This is a genomic window from Lunatimonas salinarum (genome assembly GCF_017811155.1).
Classification (GTDB): Bacteria; Bacteroidota; Bacteroidia; order Cytophagales; family Cyclobacteriaceae; genus Lunatimonas; species Lunatimonas salinarum.
Map to the genome: position 1 here is coordinate 37,439 of NZ_JACVCV010000007.1, position 20,285 is coordinate 57,723.

Sequence of the window (20,285 nt, forward strand, 5' to 3'; positions counted from 1 at the left end):
TTATTTTATTACTTTAGCCTGAGGTTATTCAGTCACGCATGAGGTGGGTTAGATACATTTTTTTTCTTTATATGCTGCTTAGGGCGATGATTATGGGCGCTTTTGCCCAAGAAACCACGTGTGAGTGGGTGTATTCCGTAAAATCCTCCCAACCTATCTCCTTGGATTCCCTTTCGGTGTATGATAAATCTATAGCCATCAATGATGCCGATGGAAATAACTATGAATTTTACTATGATTTGAACACGGGCTTGTTAACCATATCAGTAATGGAAGGAATCGTGCTGGACTCATTGCATATTTGTTATCGAACGTTTCCTTTTGCGTTAAATCAAACCTTTCGAAACAGGAGCCTGGCAGTGGATTATGATTCCATGGCCTATTTTAGGGATAACCGGGCCAGTATATCGCCCGAATTCGACTTCAGGGAAGAGGTGTTTTCCTCGGACAAACTAAATCAGTCAGGAAGCCTTACCCGGGGAATATCATTTGGCAACGCACAAAATGTGTTCGTTAACAGTTCGTTAAACCTTCAGATGGATGGGGAGCTGACCGAAAATTTGCAGATTAGGGCCTCAATCAATGATCAAAATGTCCCTTTTCAGCCGGAAGGGAATACGCAGCAGATACAGGACTTTGACAATGTGCTCATTGAGCTTTATAATGATAACTTCAACTTATCTGGAGGAGATGTGGTGTTGCAGCAACGGCGATCTGAATTTTTGAGGTATTATAAAAACGTGCAGGGATTGCAGTTTACTACAGACTATCAGGTAAATGATCAATGGAAGGCTTCTTCCCAAGCAACACTGGCCATTGCCAAAGGTAAGTTTGCTTCCGTACAGCTGGAGATCCGAGAAGGAGTCATGGGGCCTTACCGAATCCGAGGACCGGGAAGTGAGCGATTTGTCATCGTGATGGCTAATTCTGAAAAGGTATTTTTGGATGGCAGGCAGCTTCGGCGAGGGTTTAATCAAGATTATATCATTGACTACAATCAAGGAGAGATCACCTTTACCCCCAGTGTGGTCATAACCCAGTATAGCCGAGTTAGGGTTGATTTCGAGTATGCGGAACGGAACTTCTCCAGGTCCATACTCACTGCCAACCACATTCAACAGTCGGAAAAGGCCACTTTTTACCTTAACTATTATCGGGAAAAGGATGACCGGAACCGCCCGCTCTTCTTTGAGCTTTCAGAGTCCGATAAGCGGTTATTGAATGCAGTGGGTGATGAGTTGGAATTGGCGGCTGTTCCCCGAATTGACAGCATTCCGTTTGACCCTAACCGGATTTTGTACCGGAAAGTAGCCGCGTACCGTGAGGAGGGAGTACCGATCGAGTACTACGAGTATTCCACAGATCCTGAACAGGCATTTTTTGCCGTCAGCTTTCTGGAGACAATCCCTGGTCAAGGAGACTATCGGAGGCGGGAACAACTGGCTAATGGGGTGGTTTACGAATATATACCGCGTCAAAATGGGATTTCCCAAGGTAATTTTACCATCTTGTCTCCCCTTCCGGTACCGAACAAACGCCAAATGATCACCGCTGGAGCAGAGGTCAAATTGGGTAAATATGACCGCTTCTACGCAGAAGTGGCATTGTCTGATAGGGATGAAAATTTATTTTCTGAGCTTGACAATTCCGACAACCGGGGCTTCGGAGTGAAGTCTGGCCTGCTCACTGAAAACCGTCCTGTCAGCTGGCTGAAAGGCTATCGCCTGGATTCTAAATTAGATCTGGAGTTCAATAGCAGGGATTTTTCCTTTATAGACCGGTTAAGGTACATAGAGTTTGACCGGGATTGGGGCCTAAGCGCGGAAAGCTTGGAGGAAGCCCAACAGGAACGCATCGGGCTGCTGGAGGCAAAGCTGGAGAAGAGCCGGGACGAGTTGCTATCCTACTCTCTTTCTGTTCGTCAGCGGGGAGATATTCTTTCGGGAATTCAGCAGGCGGCGCGTCTGAATCAACGTTTGGGGTCTCGGATATTTCTAAAGACTGACGGGTTTGTGCTGGATAGCAAGGTGGGGTTTCTTCAAAATGAATGGTACAGGTATGAGGGAGAGCTAAGCTACCGTTCAGCTATACTGGTGCCAGGATACAAACTACATGTAGATCGGAATCAGGTGATGAATACGGAGCGCGATTCTTTGGTAAGCACTGCCATGAATTTTCTGGAGCATCAGGTTTTTGTACGTTCCAACGACACCTTGGATTATGCGTTCTTTGCGCAGGCCTCTTGGAGGGAGGATCGGTTTCCGGTAGGTGGCGAGATGGCGCCGGAAACCCGTGCGTTTACCAATCAGTACGGGTTTCAGCGCCGCATGGGAAACCACGATCTCAAGTCCACGTTCACCTATCGCAGGTTGGAGCATCTTATGCGGATGCTTCAGGATGAATCTACCGTGATGGGTAAGCTGGATTACTTGGGAAGTCTTTTTGATAACAATCTTCGCAATGAAATCAGTTATGCGTTGGGCAATGGGCGGGAGCTCCGTCGGGAGTTCGTTTTTTTGCCGGTGCCTACTGGAGACGGAACACATACCTGGCGGGATGACAATGGGGATGGCGTTCAGCAGTTGAATGAGTTTTACCTTGCTATTAATCCGGAGGAAAAGAACTTCATCAAGGTATTTGTGCCCACCGATGACTACATCCAAGCCTATACCACCTTGTTTAACTACAGACTCAATGCCAAATTTCCGGACAATTGGCGGACGGAAAAAGGATGGAAGTCCTTCCTCCATAAGTTTTCAAACACTACTAACTGGACGGTCGAGAAGAAAATAACCGCCTCGGCTATAGGTAGCAGGATCACGCCTTTTTTGGGGAATATAGCCCCGGAAGAGTTGGTGTCTGCAAGGGGGAATTTTAGGTCTACTTTCTTTTTTAACCGCTCCTCCGCTAAGTTTGGAGCGGACTATTCGATCTTCAGCAGTCAACACAAACAGTTGCTTTCCGGGGGCTTCGAGGAACTACAGCAGCAGGATGGCAGGTTAACTTCCAGGTACAATATTAACAAGCAAATCAACCTTCAATTTTTGGCCGCCAATGGTCTAAGGCAAGCAACCTCGAATTTTTTGGCCAATCGAAATTACCGTATTTATCAACGTTCTATCGGTCCGGAGTTGGCCATTCAGCCATCTTCGTTTTTCAGATCATCGCTAAAATACAGCCTTACCAAAAAGGTAAACGTAGCAAACACGGAGATTGATGAGGAGGCATCGCTGCATCAGGTAGGCTTGAACGTGCGTTATGCAAAAGCTATAAAAACCACGCTTAACGCTGAAGTTAGCTACACCCATATAGCCTATAACGGTGTTCCGAACTCCCCTACGGGCTACGAGATGTTACAGGCGCTCACTGTTGGCAGCAATTATGTGTGGAATATCAATTGGCTACAGAAAATCGGGGAAGGACTACAGCTTACCATGGTGTATGAAGGAAGAAATTCACAAGGACTTAACCGGGTAGTTCATACCGGTAGAATGCAGGTTACTGCCCTGTTTTGATGCGAAATAAACCAATAAATCCTGTAACTTTGTTTTTTATAATTAGTTGTCATACTAATAATTGAATTGCAAACAAATGTCGAAAAGTATATTGGTAACCGGTGGAACCAAAGGAATCGGTAGGGCGATCCTCTTTCGGTTTGCCCGAGAAGGCTTTGATTTATATACCTGCTCCCGGAGTGAAGAAAACCTTGAAGCGTTGTCCGCTAGTCTCCGATTCCGGTTCCCAGGTGTCAAGGTGTTCACCGGTGTGGCTGATTTGTCGCGGAAGGAAGAGGTGAAACGTTTTTCCGATGCGGTTAGCGCCCAAGTGGTTCCCGATGTATTGGTGAACAACACGGGGGTATTTTTGCCCGGTGCACTGCACAATGAGCCAGAAGGACACTTTGAAACAACGCTTCAGACAAACCTTTTCTCGGCATATTATATAACAAGGGCATTTGTTGACGGATTTATCCGCCGGAAATCAGGGCATATTTTTTCGATTGGTTCCATCGCAGGATTGACAGCCTATCCAAATGGGGGGAGCTACGCCGTTTCGAAGTGGGCCATGTTGGGATTTACCAAGTGCCTTCGGCAGGAGCTTCTTCCCCATGGTATTCGGGTAACTTCGGTATTGCCAGGAGCAACACTTACTGCGAGTTGGGAGGGGGTGGATCTTCCGGCAGAGCGCTTTATGAAACCGGAGGATGTTGCAGAATCCGTTTGGTCCGCCTATAACCTTTCGCCTCAGTCTGTTGTTGAAGAAATTGTAATCCGTCCCCAGTTGGGAGATATTTGAATATGGAAATCAAGACGCTAACAGAGAAAATCAATTATTGCAACAGCCTCACCGGGTACTCCCGGCGCAAGACCATTCCGGTACGAATTGGGGATGTTTGGGTGGGAGGAGACAATCCCATTGTCGTGCAGTCCATGACTACGGTTGATACCATGGATACGGAAGGTTCCGTTCAGCAGGCGATTCGAATGATTGAGAGTGGCTGTCAACTGGTGAGGATTACCGCTCCAAGCATCAAAGAGGCAGAAAATCTCAGGGCCATAAAAAGCGAACTCAGGGCTAGGGGATATAACACACCGCTTGTAGCAGATATACACTTCACCCCAAATGCGGCCGAGGTCGCGGCGGGGATTGTTGAAAAAGTGCGCATCAATCCGGGTAATTATGCGGACAAAAAGAAATTTGAGGTGATCTCTTACACGGATGAGTCCTATCAAGCAGAGTTGGAACGTATACGCGAGCGCTTCCTCCCCTTAGTCAGGATTTGTAAGGAACACGGAACGGCTATGAGGATTGGCACCAATCACGGTTCACTCTCTGACCGTATTATGAGTCGTTACGGAGATACTCCCCTGGGGATGGTCGAGTCTGCCCTAGAGTTTTTGCGAATATGTGAAGACGAAAACTACCACGACATCGTGATTTCCATGAAGTCTTCCAATACCCAGGTCATGGTACAGGCTTACCGACTGTTGGTGCAGAAGCTGGATGAGGGTGGGTTTAAGCCCTATCCGCTTCACTTGGGAGTTACGGAAGCCGGGGAGGCGGAGGACGGACGTATCAAATCTGCCGTGGGAATTGGGACTTTACTGGAGGATGGTCTGGGAGACACTGTTAGGGTTTCCTTAACGGAGGATCCAGAGTTTGAAGCACCTGTGGTGAAGGCATTGATTGCCCGCTACGATGCAAGGCTACCCCATAAGCCGATTGTCCCAATTACAACCTACCCTATTGATCCTTTTTCTTATAATAGGAGAGACACCCTAGAGGTGGCCAATTTTGGTGGCGGTAATGTGCCGCGAGTGGTGACCGATTTGTCTAAAATCCCATCGATTACCGAAAAGGAGCTAAAACATGTTGGGCATTTTTACCTACCGGAATTGGATAAATGGAAAATGAACGACCAAGGAGCAGATTATGTGTTTACCGGCAGGAACCCAATTTCTTTCATGCTTCCCAATGGTCTTAAGGAAATACAGCACGTAGACGTGTGGGCGGGTCAAACCGATAAGGTAAACAAGTATCCCGCATATACGTGGGGTGATTTCGCCAACGCGGTCCAATGGCACAGTTCCCTAAATTTCCTTTTGTTGGAAGACAGCGAAGTGGAGGAAGCCATTCCTTATCTAAGAGACCGCAAAGACCTGGTCATAATATTGAGTACTTCCAATCAGCATCATATGGCCGCTTTGCGGAGGGCATTTGTTTCGCTGATACAGTCTGGTGTGCGTGTGCCGGTAGTAGTCAAGGTAGCTTATGGGCAAATTGGCGAAGATCAGCAAATGCTTTTTCCTGCTACCGATGTGGGAGGGTTGCTCATTGATGGGCTTGGAGATGGGATTTTAATGGGCTTGGATCGTATAGTTTTACCGGACAGGGAGGCGACATTACGGCAGGTGAAGCTTCATAATACCATCAGCTTTGGCGTACTTCAAGCCGCAAGAACCCGTATGTCCAAAACGGAATACATCAGCTGTCCCTCCTGTGGGCGTACGCTGTTTGATTTGCAGGAGACTACTGCGATGATTCGGAAGCGCACAGACCACCTAAAAGGGGTGAAAATCGGCATAATGGGATGCATTGTAAACGGCCCTGGAGAAATGGCCGACGCAGACTATGGCTATGTAGGCTCAGGCAAGGGTAAAATTACCCTATATAAGGGGAAAGAGGTCGTGAAGCGTTCCGTTCCCTCGAAAAAAGCAGTAGACGAGTTGATTGAAATTATTCGGAAGGATGGCCAATGGATAGAACCTGAGTCCGTAGATTCCTAATTTAACCTAGAAAAAAAGGCGATATGGCAAATAAGCGTGTAAAAGAATTTTTCCAGTTAGGAGATGTGGGAAATTATTTCTTCCGCGTCTTTCGGAAATCCGACCCGGAAAGCAAGCCAAATTTCAATTTGCGGATGATGCACGGCATTAATAAAATATCTATCCTGATGTTTTTGGCCGCACTCATTGTTTGGATTGTTAAGCGGCTGGCCTAAGCTAACTGAAAATGGATATTCACCGATTTCGAGATTATTGCTTGGCAAAGCGGGGAACCACAGAAGATACGCCGTTTGATGCAGATACCCTTTGCTTCCGGGTAGGAGGAAAGATATTTGCGATAATAGACATAGAGTTGTTTCAAAGTGTTAATCTTAAATGCCTGCCCGAGAGGGCTGAGGAGATCCGAGTGGCATACCCAACGGTATCTCCAGGATACCACATGAATAAGAGGCATTGGAATACAGTTCCCTTTGATGGTTCCGTGAAAGACAGCGATATTTTAAGTTGGGTAGATCATTCCTATCAACTGGTTTTCAATAGTTTGCCCAAGAGCATACAAGTTTCGCTGGCGAAATGAGTTTTTTTTGTTTACGAGGTATTAGCAAGCGCTTTGATAAAGATACACAGGCGTTGAGCGGGATCACATTGGAGTTGGCCAAGGGGCAGTTGCTGGGATTGATCGGAGAGAGCGGTTCCGGAAAGAGTACTTTTTTGCGAATCGCTGCCGGACTGGAAACCCAAGATAGGGGCGAGGTGCTGCTCGACGGTGAACCCATTCTTAATCCCTCCCAAAAGCTTGTGGCTGGGTACGATCAAATACAGCTTGTCCATCAGCAGTTTAAACTTTACCCAAACTCCACCGTGGAGGAAAACATCCGGAGACCGTTGCTACTGTATGATAAATCCTATGCGCAGGAGCGTACGGAATACCTTTTGGATGCCTTTAATCTCGAAAGTATGCGCCGGAGACTGCCTAGGGAGCTATCAGGGGGACAACAACAAAAGGTGGCGATTGCCAAGGCACTGAGTTCAGAGCCTGAAGTACTCCTGTTTGACGAGCCATTTAGTCACTTGGATTCCCTCCAAAAGCGGCAGCTACTGCTTGAAATTCAGGCAGTGTTTCGGAAGTTGCACGTGACCGGAATATGGGTTACCCATGATATTAGCGATGCCTTGATGCTGACACCTTATATTGCGGTATTGCGCAAGGGAACTTTAATACAGCAGGGAAATGTAGAAGAACTGTTCAATCATCCAAAAAACCGGTACGTGGCGTCGCTTTTTACGCCAATAAATCCCCTACCAGAAGGTAGGGGACGTTTTTTGCGGCCCACCGCCATACGTGTTTCTACTGACGGTGAAGGTCTAGCGGGCAGGATAACGAGCTGTTGCTTTCTGCCTTATCATAATCAGTTGACCGTCTGTTTGACGGGTACCGGATTGGAGTGGATAATATTAGACGAGCGTAGGATTTTCCGCCAAGGTGACTTGGTATCATTGGTGTTTCCTAGAGGCGAGATTATGACCCTATCGGAATAGGGATTGTTCATTCGACAAAACCTTGAGCAGCCTCTTCTTTGGTGGCTTTTCGTACACGGTAGATTTCTCCATCAAAATGAAGGTTCATTCCCACTAAAGGATGGTTGAAATCCAGCAACAGTTCTTCCCCCATGTCTTTGATGACTTTGGCCTGCATCGGATAGCCATCTTCATCTATCAACGGTAAAAAGCTGCCCTCTTCTAGCATTTCCGGTTGAAATCCTTTTTCGTTTGTAAACTGGGCTTTTGGCACCGTGAGGACTAACTCCTCATCGGAGTACCCGTAGGCTTCTTCCACCGAAAGCGTAAAATTAAAGGTATTGCCTTCTGTCTTGTTTTCAAGTAAACGTTCGAATTTTTCGGGTAAACCGCTATTGCCAAAGACAAAATAAAACGGATCCTCTTCATCCCTCACCTCTACAGAGAAAGGCAGGGAGTGCGCTGCATCATTGGTGACTTTTAGTTCGTAGGTCAGACCGACCACGGTATTTTCAGTGATTTTCATTTTACCTGTTTTTACGGGGATAAAGGTAAGGCTATTTAGGAGAGAATAAAAATGGGTCTTTGAAGAGAGATCTTACTAATAGGAACATATTCTTTTTGACAGAAGCAGCTGGACAAATGCATGGATGATTCTTGCCAGTGGTATTGAGTATTCAAAATAAAATTTGTATTATTGTAACAGTAATCGAGAAATAAAATTATATATCACTCATAATAAAATTTTATTCCGATAAAAATGCATCGTGAAGTCAAAATATTGTTGTTCGCATTTTGGCTGATTTCAGTTGCTACCCCATTGCACGCACAATTTCAACCACACCTTCCCGATTTGCGGGAATGTCAGGACTTTAATTGTCCCGCCAATAACTTCACAATACAAAGCGTTTACCTAAGTGATATAAACGGAAATCCCATAAGCAATACGGTGAGGTCTTGTTCGCAGGGTCAAATTATCGACGTTTACATTTCCCTACGCTACTCCTCCAATTCTGGTTCAAACGTAAGCAATGGAAGACTCCTCGCTGATTTGGAGATAGGGAGTCAGCTGATTTTTATCAACTATTTCCTCGGAGAAATCAGCCCGAGTTCCGGAATGACTATCACGTTAATTGATGAAGATCTCAAATTTGCCTGGTCCTGTGGAGAGACCGTTAATTTGCTTAATCCGCATACGATCTACACGACCACCGCACAAGTGGACCATTCGATAAGTTATACCTGCGAAAACAATAGCTACGGCAAATCACAATGTGGAAATACCACGTCCATCAGTGTAACTACCCCTCATATACTGGATTTCGTTTTTCAGCAAGAGTGCACGGTAGGAGATGAAACGCCCGTATCTTTTGAGAATATTTCTAGAGGGGGGCTAGAATCTTACTACTATAGATGGGATTTTATGACGGGCGTGGATGCTATTTCGTCTACCGATTATGATACGCTAGTGACTTATTATGGAAACGGGACGGCGACCTTGACGGTGACCGACGAAAATGGGGTGATTTTGTCGACATACAGCCAGCCTGTTACCTTGCGGGAAACGGACGTGGTAGATCCTTTTACCACGGTGACCATCAATCAAACAGACACTATCAATCCCAATGGAGCGATTATTTTGGACGTGGTGAGGCCGGGTGAATATACCTATTTATGGTCGGGACCGGATGGCTTTTATGCCGATGAAGCGGCTATCTATGGGTTAAAGGATGGTGTCTATACAGTGGCGATCACCGATGAATATGGATGCGTGTTTGTCTATGAGTTTCAATTGCCGGCCTTTGTGTCTCTTCCCCTTCCTGTTGAACTTTTGGAGTTGACGTATAGTAAGCCTACCAAAGGAGTTTCGATTCGATGGAAAGTGCCTAAAGGAAACCGTGCATATGGTTTTCAGATCGAGCGTTCCTATGGTGGGATCGATGATTTCCTTGTAGTCGGTTACCTAGCGCCGGGCAAAAGCGGGGAAGGGACTAGTGGGACATATGCGTTCGTGGACAGTCTGAAAGCGCCTCGGAAAGGTAGGTATTATTACCGTATTAAGGCCTTGTCGGACGAAGAAGAGATCTATTGCAGTGAGGTTCGAATGGTAAATGTGTCTGTGCCAGACGCGTCGGATAGCTGGCGATTGTATCCTAATCCGGTGAATGGTTCGACTCTGCACCTTCAGTACGTAGGAAGCAGGAATGACTACGAGCATCGCGCACAGATCAGGGTCTATTCCCCTCATTTGGGTGCACATTGGGTACTGCATAGTGAAATGCTTCAGGTAGACCTCAGTGAGGTACTCGATAACATGCCTGGGGGTCTTTTCTTTGTTGAGATAAGGTATGCGGACTATACCAAAGTTTTCAAGGTGATTCGTTGATTTCAGGTAGCACCTGCCAACAAGCGGAACCAGATCACCAGTAGGCTACAAACCAGTACAAAGAAGACTTTTCTGTGCTTGGACTTGACGCTGAAGTACATTGCGGCGATGGCAAGTGACAAAAAAATCAACCCAAAAATAAGTGTGCCCACAGGAGAAATGACTTGTTCTGTTCCATGAAATTGACGTATGCCTGTGGGGATGTAAGGCTGCTTGCCCTGAAGGAAACCCAAGTAAACTTTCAGGTGGGCATATGCCAACACCAGACTGGTGAGGAGTGCTGCAAATGCAATGAACCAGCGGTTAATCATGGCAAAGTTTGTTAGAGAAAAGGCTTGGAGTATGTCCCCAAGCCTTTTGGATTTAAACCACTATATTGACGATTTTACCAGGCACAACGATAATTTTTTTCGGAGACTTTCCATCGAGCCACTTTTGAAGTGCATCGTTGGCAAGAGCCTGCTTTTCAATTTCTTCTTTAGAAAGGTCTAGTGGAAGGGTGATTTTAGCCCTCATTTTACCATTTATGGATACCGGGTATTCGTGCGTGTCTTCAGTGAGAAACTCCTCCTTGGCCTCTGGATAAGTCGCGTGGATAATGGAAGTTTCATGACCCAATTGCTGCCATAATTCCTCGGCAATATGCGGCGCATAAGGCGAAAGTATTACCAGTAGTGGTTCCAAGATCGCACGCTTGTTGCACTTTAATGCGGAAAGCTCGTTTACGCAGATCATAAATGTAGATACCGAAGTATTAAAGGAGTATCGGTCTATATCTTCTTCTACTTTTTTGATGGCTTTGTGAAGTGCTTTGGATTCTTCCTTGCTTGGCGATTCTTCGGTGACGGCCAGTTGTCCGTTAGTATCAAAATACAATTTCCAGAGCTTACGAAGGAACTTGTACACGCCATCGATACCATTTGTGTTCCAGGGCTTGAACTGCTCCAAGGGACCCAAAAACATTTCATAGAGGCGTAGCGTGTCTGCACCATAGCGCTCGATTACATCGTCGGGATTCACCACATTGTATTTTGATTTTGACATTTTTTCCACCTCGGCTGTGCAGAGATACTTCCCATCCTCCAAGATAAAGGAGGCATCTGCCAGGTCTGGTCTCCATTGTTTAAAGGCTTCCAGATCTAACTGATCGTTGTAGACTATATTGACATCCACGTGCATGGGGACGGTATCGTACTCGTGCCGCAATCCAGCGCTTACGAAGGTATTGGTTCCTTTCTTTCTGAAAACAAAATTTGATCTTCCCTGAATCATACCTTGGTTAATCATTTTGCGAAAAGGCTCCTCGATACTGACATAACCCAGATCGTATAAAAACTTCGTCCAAAACCTGGAGTACAATAAATGGCCGGTTGCGTGCTCCGCTCCGCCGATGTACAGATCCACCGACCCCCAATATTTCTCGGCTTGTCTACCTACGAATTCCCGCTCATTAGCAGGATCCATGTATCGGAAGAAGTACCAACTGGAACCCGCCCAGCCAGGCATGGTGCTCAACTCCAACGGATATTCCTGTCCTTGCACTTGGTAAGTCCAATTCTTAGCCCTGCCCAACGGTGGGGCACCGTCTTCTGTTGGTAAAAACTTATCCACTTCCGGTAGTACAAGGGGAAGATCCTTTTCGTCTATCAAATAAGGTAAACCATCCTTGAAATAGACAGGAAGTGGTTCGCCCCAATACCGTTGCCGGGTGAATATGGCATCCCGCATGCGATATTGTATCTTTCCTTTGCCTATTTTTTTTTCTTCCAAAAAGGCAATGGCTTTGTTCATCGCAGCCTGCATCTCCAGTCCATTGAGGAAATCGGAGTTCATGATCGTGCCTCCCTTACCTGGAAAGCTTCCCTCTTCCATACTTCCTTCGATGACCTGCCGAATCTCTAGGTTAAAATGACGGGCAAAGTTATAATCACGTTCGTCATGTGCAGGTACTGCCATGACCGCTCCAGTGCCATATCCTGCCAATACATAGTCCGCAATCCAGATCTGTATACGCTCCCCGTTAAACGGATTGATGGCATAACTGCCAGTAAATGCACCCGAAATGGTTTTTACATCACTCATACGGTCTCTCTCAGACCGGTTTTTGGCAGTCTCTACGTAGGCTTCCACTGTTTCCCGCTCCGTATCTGTGGTCAGTAGTTCCACATACTCATGTTCGGGTGCCAACGCGAGATAGGTTACCCCATAGATGGTATCAATACGGGTAGTAAATACCTTTATCTGTAAGGGATGACCTTCCACCTGAAACACCATTTCTGCTCCCGTGGATTTACCTATCCAGTTTCGCTGCATTTCTTTTACCGGTTCAGGCCAATCTACCGTTTCTAAGTCGCGTAGTAGGCGGTCGGCGTACGAAGTGATCCTCATACTCCACTGCATCATTTTTTTACGCTCTACCGGGTGTCCTCCGCGCTCGGAAAAACCGTCTTTTACCTCATCGTTTGATAGTACTGTCCCGAGTGCCGGACACCAGTTTACGGTCGTTTCGGCCAAAAATGTGAGTCGGTATTTTAGTAGGATTTCCTGTTTTCTTCGTTCGCTGTAAGCAGCCCATTCTGCCGCTGAAAAAGTCTCCGTATCATCATCGCATACCGCTTGAACGGTGGTGTTTCCGGCTTGCTCAAAAGTCTCCGTCAAAGATTTGATGGGCAACGCTTTATCGGCCTGCAAATCATAATAGCTATCGAATAGCTGCATAAAGATCCACTGTGTCCATCGATAGTAATTCGGGGCGGAAGTGCGGACTTCTTTACTCCAATCAAAGGCAAAGCCAATGCGTTTCAACTGTGCGGTATACCTTCGGATATTTTCCTCCGTGGTTATGGCCGGGTGCTGACCGGTTTGTATCGCATATTGCTCTGCTGGAAGTCCAAACGAATCATATCCCATAGGATGGAGTACATTGAACCCCTTTAGTCTCTTGAATCGCGTAACGATATCCGAAGCGATATATCCCAATGGGTGGCCGACATGTAACCCAGCCCCGGAGGGATACGGGAACATGTCCAAGGAATAGAACTTAGGTTTAGTAGCATCTACCTTTGCTTCAAACTGTTTGGATGATTCCCAGTAGGATTGCCATTTTTGTTCTACTTCTCGAAAATTGTAATCTGCCATTTTTGATTTTGGTAAGTGTAATTGGAAAATGGTTTCAAAATTAAAAAAAATAATCGGCATTCATTTCTAAAATGACAATGTATGTCATCGACGATAGGTGGAAGGAATGATCAAATTGGAAACTACCAGAATCGCCATCCTTTTCCGCGATTTCGAAAAATCCAATTTTCCCAGATGTCTTGGGCAAAGTAGATTTCTACACCAAAATTTAGCGAAAAATAGCCATCGTACCGGGCATTTGGTTCATCCAATCTTGGATCTCCACTTCCTCGACGCGGGGCTCCGCGGCTGGATTGGATCAGGTTAACATTAGGCTCACCATTTTCTAGCAAATAGCGGGCCTGCCTTACCGATAGACGAAGACGATCGGGGTTTTCGCCAGATATATAGTCGGCTACCAAATCTTCGTAAAATCCGGACATGTTGAACGAGCTGATGTCATCCAAGTAGTCAGTGACGGTAAAGCGGTAGTTACCTTCGATGAAAAAATCCATGTATACGTTTACTTTATACTTTAGGCCTAGACCCATCGGAAAAACCATGACGACTCCCGGGTAAGCTTCATTTTCGGTAAGCAAAGGCTTTAATGGTACCCATTCTCCCCGGTAATTTGCGTACGGTTCGTTGGTTGATACGCCTACTCCAGCAAAAATATAGGGGTTGAGAAATTCCCGTGTAATGTTGTATACTTTGACGGGCTTGTAATAATACTCAACAAGCAAGGCGGCTTCGTAATTTCTGGCCCGAAAGTTCAGATCTCGGGGTATGCGTCCGCTTCGGGGGTCTGCCTTGGTGTCCTGTCCTGAAATCTGGTAATAGGTAAGATCCATCCGCGCCTTTAAGTTGGTGCCGAAGGTATATCTTCCTGTAAGGGCTGCGTTGTAATCCGGTTGTACCCCCTCGTAGTACTTCCAAAGTGAGTACAAATCACCAAAATATTGCGTAGGGCCTCCATGTGCCGCCACGGACCAAGGTTCTTCAAAGCGGAACCGGTAGATAGCTTGTCCATTCACATCGTGAATCCCAATTGTGAAAAGTATACCTAAAAAAAAGCTCCGTAGCATCCTCCGCTTCATTATTCTCCAATTTTCGGATAAATATAACGTAAGGGGTTGATTTAATGGCCTGTTTCAGTCATATTTTTTGCCCCAGATCGAATATGGACGTCTTGCTGTGGAAAGGGTATTTCGATGCCTGCGTCCCGAAACCGCCTGAAGATATCGTAATAAAGTTGACTCTTTAATACGAGTGGTTTATTAATAAAATCAGAAGTCCAGACCCTGAGATCGAAGTCAATACTGCTTTCTCCATATCCTTGAAAAAGAACATCACAAGGCGGGTTACTGAGAACTCCCGCGTTTTCGGCGGCAGCCTCCAGTAAAATTTTACGGACTTTTTCAGGATCTTCCTTATAGGCTACACCTACAGGGATGTGAAAGCGAATATTCCGGTCATTATGTGACCAGTTTATTACGGGATTGTCAATAAACTGACTGTTGGGCACGATGATCGTAATGTTGTCGTTGGTAACAACCGTGGTGGATCGAGCAGATATTTTTACGACATCCCCGTTTATCCCATTTACTTCTATACGATCTCCTTCTTTAATCGGTCTTTCAAAAAGAATGATTAGACCACTGATGAAATTATTGGTGATATTTTGGAGACCAAAACCGATACCGACACCAATGGCACCTGCCAAAATCCCCAATGCGCTGAGATCCACATTGGAATTTTGAAGAATGGTGAAAAAGCCAATACTGATCAGAATGTATTTGATGATCGTGCCGATGGCTTTTCTGGTTCCAAGGTCTAGTGGGTAGCGTGCCAGTACCTTGTTTACTGTAAACTTTCTCACAAGTTCCGACAAGATTAAAATTGCCGTAATAGAAACGATCAGCCAAATCAAAAGCCCAATGGTTAGTTTGGATTCGCCCAGTCCAATGAGGCTGATTTGAAGAAACTGCTCCAGATGTTCTAAAAAATTCCCTAGGTTTCCATCTGTTATATCTTGGTATAGTTCATTCATCGTGGTGTAGGTTTTGCTACGAAATTCCGAGTAAAGTAATCAGGATCTGAGACAATCCAAAGCAGTAAATCAAAATCGACCTCTTAGTTTCTGATTAGGGAAGAAGAATCGTTGGAATCGGCGTTTGATTCCTATTTGATAGGGAAGGTTTCGTATATTTGGCAATTGAGTCTACCCATTTTAAAAACCCTGGATGAATTTAACTATAGAGAATATTTTATTGATAGGGTCTGCCTTGCTAATTCTGAGTATAGTAGCGGGTAAAACATCCTACAAATTTGGCGTGCCAACTTTGGTATTGTTTTTGACCATCGGGATGTTGGCGGGCTCTGACGGTTTTGGTGGTATCCATTTTGATGATCCCAAGATTGCACAATTTATAGGTATCGTATCCCTTAATTTTATCCTTTTTTCAGGGGGGCTCGACACCAACTGGCAAACCGTTAAACCGGTGTTTTGGCAGGGTTTTTCGCTTTCCACACTGGGTGTCTTTCTTACCGCGATCCTACTAGGTGTATTTATATGGCTGATTACAGATTTTACCATTTACGAAGGGTTGCTTTTGGGTGCCATTGTCTCGTCTACCGACGCAGCGGCGGTGTTTTCCATCCTAAGGGCTAAAAATCTGGCGTTAAAGACCAATTTACGACCTACACTGGAGCTGGAAAGTGGTAGTAACGATCCGATGGCCTATGTGTTAACCATCGCTTTTTTGGGTTTGGTAGTCGATCAGGATAAAGGGTTATGGACAGTTATCCCGTTGTTTTTCAAACAGATGGTTCTAGGAGGGCTATTGGGATACTTATTTGGCGTACTCAGCCGCTTAGCTATCAATCGAATTCAGTTGGATTTTGAGGGTTTGTACCCGGTGTTGGTTATCGGGTTGATGTTTGCCACGTTTTCTGCTACCGATTTTTTTGGCGGAAACGGCTTCCTGGCTATTTACATCTGTGCGGTTTACTTGGGCAATCAGGAGCTGATCCATAAAAAGGCAATCATGAAAATGTTCGATGGGTTGGCCTGGCTGATGCAAATCGTATTATTCCTTACACTGGGGTTATTGGTCTATCCCTCCGAAGTGGTTCCGTATATTGGGATTGGATTGTTGATCTCAGGGTTCCTGATTTTTGTCGCTCGGCCCATTGGGGTTTTAATCAGTTTGGTGTTTTTTAAGATGAAGATGAGGCGGAGGCTGTACATATCTTGGGTTGGCCTCCGTGGAGCGGTTCCCATTGTGTTTGCCACCTATCCACTACTTGCAGGGATCGATAAGGCAGATGTCATCTTTAATATTGTTTTTTTTATTTCACTTACTTCCATCTTGCTTCAGGGCACTACCTTGTCTACGGTGGCGGGATGGCTGCATGTGGCGTTGCCGGAAAAGGCCAAGCCGAAAAATCCCACGGATGTCTTTATGCAGGAATATCCCAGAGCCATTATGAAAGAGATCAAAATAGAAGAGGGTACGGAAAAGGTCGGGCAGCGAATAGTGGATCTGGAGTTCCCTAAATCGGCGATCATTGCCATGATACAACGGGGCGATAAATACATCACACCGAGTGGTTCTACAGTGATAGAATCGGGAGATACACTGGTCGTCCTTTCAGATAGTGAAAGTGGAATCAATGACGTGTACCGCAAGTTTGGGCTCAGAGATTCGATGGGGTAATCATTCCAGGCCATTCGGACCCTCTGTATTAGCGTTAAAAATTGAGTAATTTTGGATCATGAGCAAGCAAAAAGAGGAATTAGAGCATCGATTAAAGCTACGAAATGTGCGGCTATCTGACTACGAAGATATACGAAAGATCATGGTCAGTATATACAAAAACCAAGCGATGGCCTGGACCAAAGAGGAGTTTCAAAACCAGGTAAAAGCCTTTCCGGAGGGTCAAATATGTTTGGAGGATAATGGAACGGTGGTAGCTGTAGCTATGAGCCTGATTGTAGATTACGCTAAGTATGGCGATAACCACACCTATGATCAGATTACGGGTTATGGCAAATTCGATACCCACGACGAAAATGGGGATACGCTTTATGGTACCGATGTATTTGTGGACAAGGAATATCGCGGACTGAGGTTAGGCAGGAGGCTTTACGATGCCCGAAAGGAACTTTGCGAAAACCTGAATTTACGCTCAATCATTGCGGGAGGACGCATACCTGGGTTTAGCAAGTATGCAGATCAAATGACTCCCCGAAAATACATCGAGTTGGTAAAGAACAAGGAGATATTTGACCCGGTATTATCCTTTCAGCTTGCCAATGAATTCCACGTGCGAAAGGTGATTACCAAGTACCTGCCGGAAGATACAGATTCCCGTGCCTACGCCACCCTACTCGAGTGGATCAACATCTACTATGAAAAGGAAGAAAAGCTAATCGGTAATAAGAAGACCATCGTGCGGCTGGGTTTGGTACAATGGAAGATGCGAAGGTTTGCCAACGTGGACGACTTGATGCAGCAGGTGGAGTTTTTTGTCGACACCATTTCCAATTATAAGTCCGATTTTTGCCTTTTCCCGGAGTTTTTCAATGCTCCCTTGCTGGCAGGATTCAATAATATGGAGGCTTCCGAGGCGATACGGAATTTGGCGGAATATACCGCTGAAATTCTCGACAGAATGCGGGACCTAGCTCTTTCATACAATGTGAATATCATCGCCGGCAGCATGCCGGAGTATGACGGCAAGAAATTGCGAAATGTCAGTTACCTCTGCCGAAGGGACGGGACCATGGAAAAGCAGTATAAGCTGCACATTACACCGGACGAACAAGCCTACTGGGGGCTTCAAGGAGGGAATGGTATTCGGGTTTTTGATACGGATGCCGGCCGTATTGGGATTTTGATATGCTACGATGTAGAGTTTCCAGAGCTTGGCAGGATTTTGGCGGAAAAGGAAATGGATATTCTGTTCGTTCCATTTTGGACGGATACCAAAAACGCTTTTCTTCGCGTAAGTACCTGTGCCAAGGCCCGGGCCATTGAGAATGAATGCTATGTGGCCATTACAGGGTCCGTTGGCAATCTTCCAAAGGTGGAAAACATGGATATACAGCATTCGCAGGCTGCGATCTATTCTCCCTCGGACTTTTCCTTTCCCCACGATGCCACTATTGCGGAAGCGTCACTGAATACGGAAACTACAATCGTGGCGGACGTCGACTTGGATCTGCTTACCAAATTGCGAAAGGCTGGTAGTGTGAGGAATCTCGAGCAGCGGCGGCTCGACCTGTATTCTATTCAATGGAAAAGAAAGCGCTAAGGGTATGTATAAACGCCAAGTCCTCTCCGAAGTTTTATGTGCCAAAATTAAAAAGGTCAAGCTCCTCATCACAGATGTGGATGGGGTGCTGACGGATGGAGGCATCATTCTTGATGATGTGGGGATGGAGTACAAGCGTTTTCAGGTAAAAGACGGACAGATTATTCCGTTTCTCAAGAAATATGGCTTCACGGTAGGTGCGGTCACAGGAAGGGACGTAGCAGTAGTTAGGCAGCGCTGCGAACAGATGAACTTAGATTTTCATTACCACGGAGTTAGGAATAAGCTCGACCTTATCGTTCAGGTTATCAAGGATTTCAATCTGAGCTTAGACCAATGTGCCTATATTGGAGATGATATCATCGACTTGGATGTGCTGAGCAAAGTCGGCTTTTCTGCCGCACCTAAGGACGCCCTTCCTTACGTGTGCAGCCGGGTGGATTTTGTATGTACGTTGGAAGGAGGCAAGGGAGCTTTCAGAGAGGTCGCTGACACGCTTTTAGAGGTACAGGGCAAGTTATCTGCTGCACTTCATTCCCTTGATATCGCTTGATTGCGTCAGAAGTCAGGGTTTTGGTGGTCAGTTTTTGGTAAGCCTACTTGTACCAGGTAGGCAATCAATCCCCCCAAAAAATAACAGGTGGGTGGCTATTTAATGTTTAGGCACCTATGGGCCAGATCAGGAAGGCGGTAACAGTCGCGTATAAAGACCTAATTTTGAAAGGGACAACAGAAAGATCATATGAAAAACGATGGGAAAATGAATAAAAGTGGCTTTACCATGACAATTCGGGAGGGGATTGTGTTGGGGGCAGACAAGCCGGTATTGTTTGCTGGTCCCTGTGCAATTGAAAGCCTGGAAATATGCATGGAAATCGCCCAAACGGTGAAGGAGCTGGCCGATCGTCATGGATTTCTGTACGTTTTTAAGGCTTCCTTTGATAAGGCCAATAGAACCTCAGCGACTTCTTTTCGGAGTATCGGGATGGAAAGGGCATTAGCGATATTGTCGGATGTAGGAGGGAAGCTCGATATTCCACTGGTGACGGATATTCACGAAAGCTATCAGGCGGCTCCCGTGGCTTCGGTCGTGGATGTACTTCAGATACCGGCCTACCTTTGCCGACAGACAGACCTGCTTCTCGCTGCCGCTAGTACCGGGAAGGCGGTAAAGATAAAAAGGGGACAGTTTATGGCTCCAGAAGACATGCAATATGCTGTAAACAAAGTAAGAGCTGCCGGAAATGACCAGGTTTGTTTGACTGAGCGGGGGTTTACGCTTGGGTATCATAACCTGGTGGTGGATATGCGGGCTCTGCCGGTTATGCGGCAATTTGCCCCCGTCGTATTTGATGTGACTCACAGCGTGCAACAGCCCGGGGGACAGCGTGGGAGTAGTGGCGGTGAAAGGCAGTTTGCGCCTTACTTAGCCAGGGCTGCGGCTGCGGCCGGAGTGGACGGGTTTTTCATCGAAACTCACCCAGATCCTAAAAAGGCACTAAGTGACGGACCCAATCTTATCCCATTACATCGGATGGAGGCTTTTCTCGGTATGTTAAAGCGCGCTTGGGAGCTTGGAAGAGATTTTGAAGATTTTCAGTTATAAGAACATAGTGTAAAATGGCCAGATTGAGCAGTTTGCGTAGGTTTTTTTTTGG

Annotated in this window: 16 protein-coding genes; 11 read left to right on the plus strand and 5 right to left on the minus strand. The window is 46.0% G+C overall.

Features of this window, described 5'->3' with window-relative positions; all coding sequences use genetic code 11:
- Positions 1–38 precede the first annotated feature (38 nt).
- The 6 genes from IAQ59_RS09985 (at position 39) to IAQ59_RS10010 (ending at position 7,826) form a co-directional block, all read left to right on the plus strand.
- Complete coding sequence (locus tag IAQ59_RS09985; RefSeq protein ID WP_245189533.1) at positions 39–3,515, plus strand: hypothetical protein; 3,477 nt, start codon at positions 39–41, stop codon at positions 3,513–3,515.
- Between the two features lie 76 nt (positions 3,516–3,591).
- Positions 3,592–4,296 carry an SDR family oxidoreductase gene (locus IAQ59_RS09990; protein ID WP_209330664.1) on the plus strand — a complete coding sequence of 235 codons (705 nt, stop codon included), beginning with the start codon at positions 3,592–3,594 and terminating at the stop codon, positions 4,294–4,296.
- A 2-nt stretch (positions 4,297–4,298) separates the two neighbouring features.
- Positions 4,299–6,287 (plus strand): (E)-4-hydroxy-3-methylbut-2-enyl-diphosphate synthase, encoded by a 1,989-nt coding sequence (ispG, locus tag IAQ59_RS09995; protein WP_209330665.1) that lies wholly within the window; start codon positions 4,299–4,301, stop codon positions 6,285–6,287.
- A gap of 23 nt (positions 6,288–6,310) precedes the next feature.
- The gene (locus IAQ59_RS10000; protein WP_209330666.1) at positions 6,311–6,502 is read left to right on the plus strand and encodes a DUF6728 family protein; all 192 of its coding nucleotides are present in this window, start codon (positions 6,311–6,313) and stop codon (positions 6,500–6,502) included.
- An 11-nt stretch (positions 6,503–6,513) separates the two neighbouring features.
- Positions 6,514–6,864 (plus strand): MmcQ/YjbR family DNA-binding protein, encoded by a 351-nt coding sequence (locus IAQ59_RS10005; protein ID WP_209330667.1) that lies wholly within the window; start codon positions 6,514–6,516, stop codon positions 6,862–6,864.
- Positions 6,861–7,826 (plus strand): ABC transporter ATP-binding protein, encoded by a 966-nt coding sequence (locus IAQ59_RS10010; RefSeq protein WP_209330668.1) that lies wholly within the window; start codon positions 6,861–6,863, stop codon positions 7,824–7,826. Before IAQ59_RS10005 ends, IAQ59_RS10010 begins: the two co-directional genes overlap by 4 nt.
- A gap of 7 nt (positions 7,827–7,833) precedes the next feature.
- Here the strand turns inward: IAQ59_RS10010 and IAQ59_RS10015 are convergent, their stop codons facing one another.
- Entirely contained in the window at positions 7,834–8,331 is a 498-nt protein-coding gene (locus IAQ59_RS10015; protein ID WP_209330669.1) for an FKBP-type peptidyl-prolyl cis-trans isomerase, read from the minus strand.
- Positions 8,332–8,565: 234 nt separating this feature from the next.
- On the opposite strand from IAQ59_RS10015, the gene IAQ59_RS10020 reads away from it, so the two are divergent.
- Positions 8,566–10,191, plus strand: a complete 1,626-nt coding sequence (locus IAQ59_RS10020) for a T9SS type A sorting domain-containing protein (RefSeq protein ID WP_209330670.1) — start codon at positions 8,566–8,568, stop codon at positions 10,189–10,191.
- A gap of 2 nt (positions 10,192–10,193) precedes the next feature.
- Here the strand turns inward: IAQ59_RS10020 and IAQ59_RS10025 are convergent, their stop codons facing one another.
- From IAQ59_RS10025 to IAQ59_RS10040, 4 genes are all read right to left on the minus strand, one after another.
- Entirely contained in the window at positions 10,194–10,502 is a 309-nt protein-coding gene (locus IAQ59_RS10025; protein ID WP_209330671.1) for a hypothetical protein, read from the minus strand.
- A 52-nt stretch (positions 10,503–10,554) separates the two neighbouring features.
- A complete protein-coding gene (gene leuS / locus IAQ59_RS10030) occupies positions 10,555–13,329 on the minus strand; it encodes a leucine--tRNA ligase (RefSeq protein WP_209330672.1) in 2,775 nt (924 codons plus the stop codon).
- A 122-nt stretch (positions 13,330–13,451) separates the two neighbouring features.
- Complete coding sequence (locus tag IAQ59_RS10035; protein WP_425342605.1) at positions 13,452–14,405, minus strand: hypothetical protein; 954 nt, start codon at positions 14,403–14,405, stop codon at positions 13,452–13,454.
- A gap of 41 nt (positions 14,406–14,446) precedes the next feature.
- The gene (locus IAQ59_RS10040) at positions 14,447–15,358 is read right to left on the minus strand and encodes a mechanosensitive ion channel family protein (RefSeq protein WP_209330673.1); all 912 of its coding nucleotides are present in this window, start codon (positions 15,356–15,358) and stop codon (positions 14,447–14,449) included.
- 193 nt (positions 15,359–15,551) lie between these two features.
- On the opposite strand from IAQ59_RS10040, the gene IAQ59_RS10045 reads away from it, so the two are divergent.
- The 4 genes from IAQ59_RS10045 (at position 15,552) to kdsA (ending at position 20,233) form a co-directional block, all read left to right on the plus strand.
- Positions 15,552–17,027, plus strand: a complete 1,476-nt coding sequence (locus tag IAQ59_RS10045) for a potassium/proton antiporter (protein ID WP_209330674.1) — start codon at positions 15,552–15,554, stop codon at positions 17,025–17,027.
- Between the two features lie 58 nt (positions 17,028–17,085).
- Positions 17,086–18,627 (plus strand): carbon-nitrogen hydrolase family protein, encoded by a 1,542-nt coding sequence (locus IAQ59_RS10050; RefSeq protein WP_209330675.1) that lies wholly within the window; start codon positions 17,086–17,088, stop codon positions 18,625–18,627.
- Between the two features lie 4 nt (positions 18,628–18,631).
- A complete protein-coding gene (locus IAQ59_RS10055; protein WP_209330676.1) occupies positions 18,632–19,180 on the plus strand; it encodes a KdsC family phosphatase in 549 nt (182 codons plus the stop codon).
- Positions 19,181–19,387: 207 nt separating this feature from the next.
- A complete protein-coding gene (gene kdsA / locus IAQ59_RS10060; RefSeq protein WP_209330677.1) occupies positions 19,388–20,233 on the plus strand; it encodes a 3-deoxy-8-phosphooctulonate synthase in 846 nt (281 codons plus the stop codon).
- Positions 20,234–20,285 lie beyond the last annotated feature (52 nt).

Bases quoted from the DNA above. Each gene is read 5' to 3' on its own strand.
- IAQ59_RS10000 (WP_209330666.1), top strand. From the start codon at position 6,311: ATGGCAAATAAGCGTGTAAAAGAATTTTTCCAGTTAGGAGATGTGGGA.
- IAQ59_RS09990 (WP_209330664.1), top strand. From the start codon at position 3,592: ATGTCGAAAAGTATATTGGTAACCGGTGGAACCAAAGGAATCGGTAGG.
- kdsA (WP_209330677.1), top strand. From the start codon at position 19,388: ATGAATAAAAGTGGCTTTACCATGACAATTCGGGAGGGGATTGTGTTG.
- IAQ59_RS10020 (WP_209330670.1), top strand. From the start codon at position 8,566: ATGCATCGTGAAGTCAAAATATTGTTGTTCGCATTTTGGCTGATTTCA.
- IAQ59_RS10010 (WP_209330668.1), top strand. From the start codon at position 6,861: ATGAGTTTTTTTTGTTTACGAGGTATTAGCAAGCGCTTTGATAAAGAT.
- IAQ59_RS10040 (WP_209330673.1), bottom strand. From the start codon at position 15,358: ATGAATGAACTATACCAAGATATAACAGATGGAAACCTAGGGAATTTT.
- ispG (WP_209330665.1), top strand. From the start codon at position 4,299: ATGGAAATCAAGACGCTAACAGAGAAAATCAATTATTGCAACAGCCTC.
- IAQ59_RS10025 (WP_209330671.1), bottom strand. From the start codon at position 10,502: ATGATTAACCGCTGGTTCATTGCATTTGCAGCACTCCTCACCAGTCTG.
- IAQ59_RS10050 (WP_209330675.1), top strand. From the start codon at position 17,086: ATGAGCAAGCAAAAAGAGGAATTAGAGCATCGATTAAAGCTACGAAAT.
- IAQ59_RS10015 (WP_209330669.1), bottom strand. From the start codon at position 8,331: ATGAAAATCACTGAAAATACCGTGGTCGGTCTGACCTACGAACTAAAA.
- IAQ59_RS10045 (WP_209330674.1), top strand. From the start codon at position 15,552: ATGAATTTAACTATAGAGAATATTTTATTGATAGGGTCTGCCTTGCTA.
- leuS (WP_209330672.1), bottom strand. From the start codon at position 13,329: ATGGCAGATTACAATTTTCGAGAAGTAGAACAAAAATGGCAATCCTAC.
- IAQ59_RS10055 (WP_209330676.1), top strand. From the start codon at position 18,632: ATGTATAAACGCCAAGTCCTCTCCGAAGTTTTATGTGCCAAAATTAAA.
- IAQ59_RS09985 (WP_245189533.1), top strand. From the start codon at position 39: ATGAGGTGGGTTAGATACATTTTTTTTCTTTATATGCTGCTTAGGGCG.
- IAQ59_RS10005 (WP_209330667.1), top strand. From the start codon at position 6,514: ATGGATATTCACCGATTTCGAGATTATTGCTTGGCAAAGCGGGGAACC.
- IAQ59_RS10035 (WP_425342605.1), bottom strand. From the start codon at position 14,405: ATGAAGCGGAGGATGCTACGGAGCTTTTTTTTAGGTATACTTTTCACA.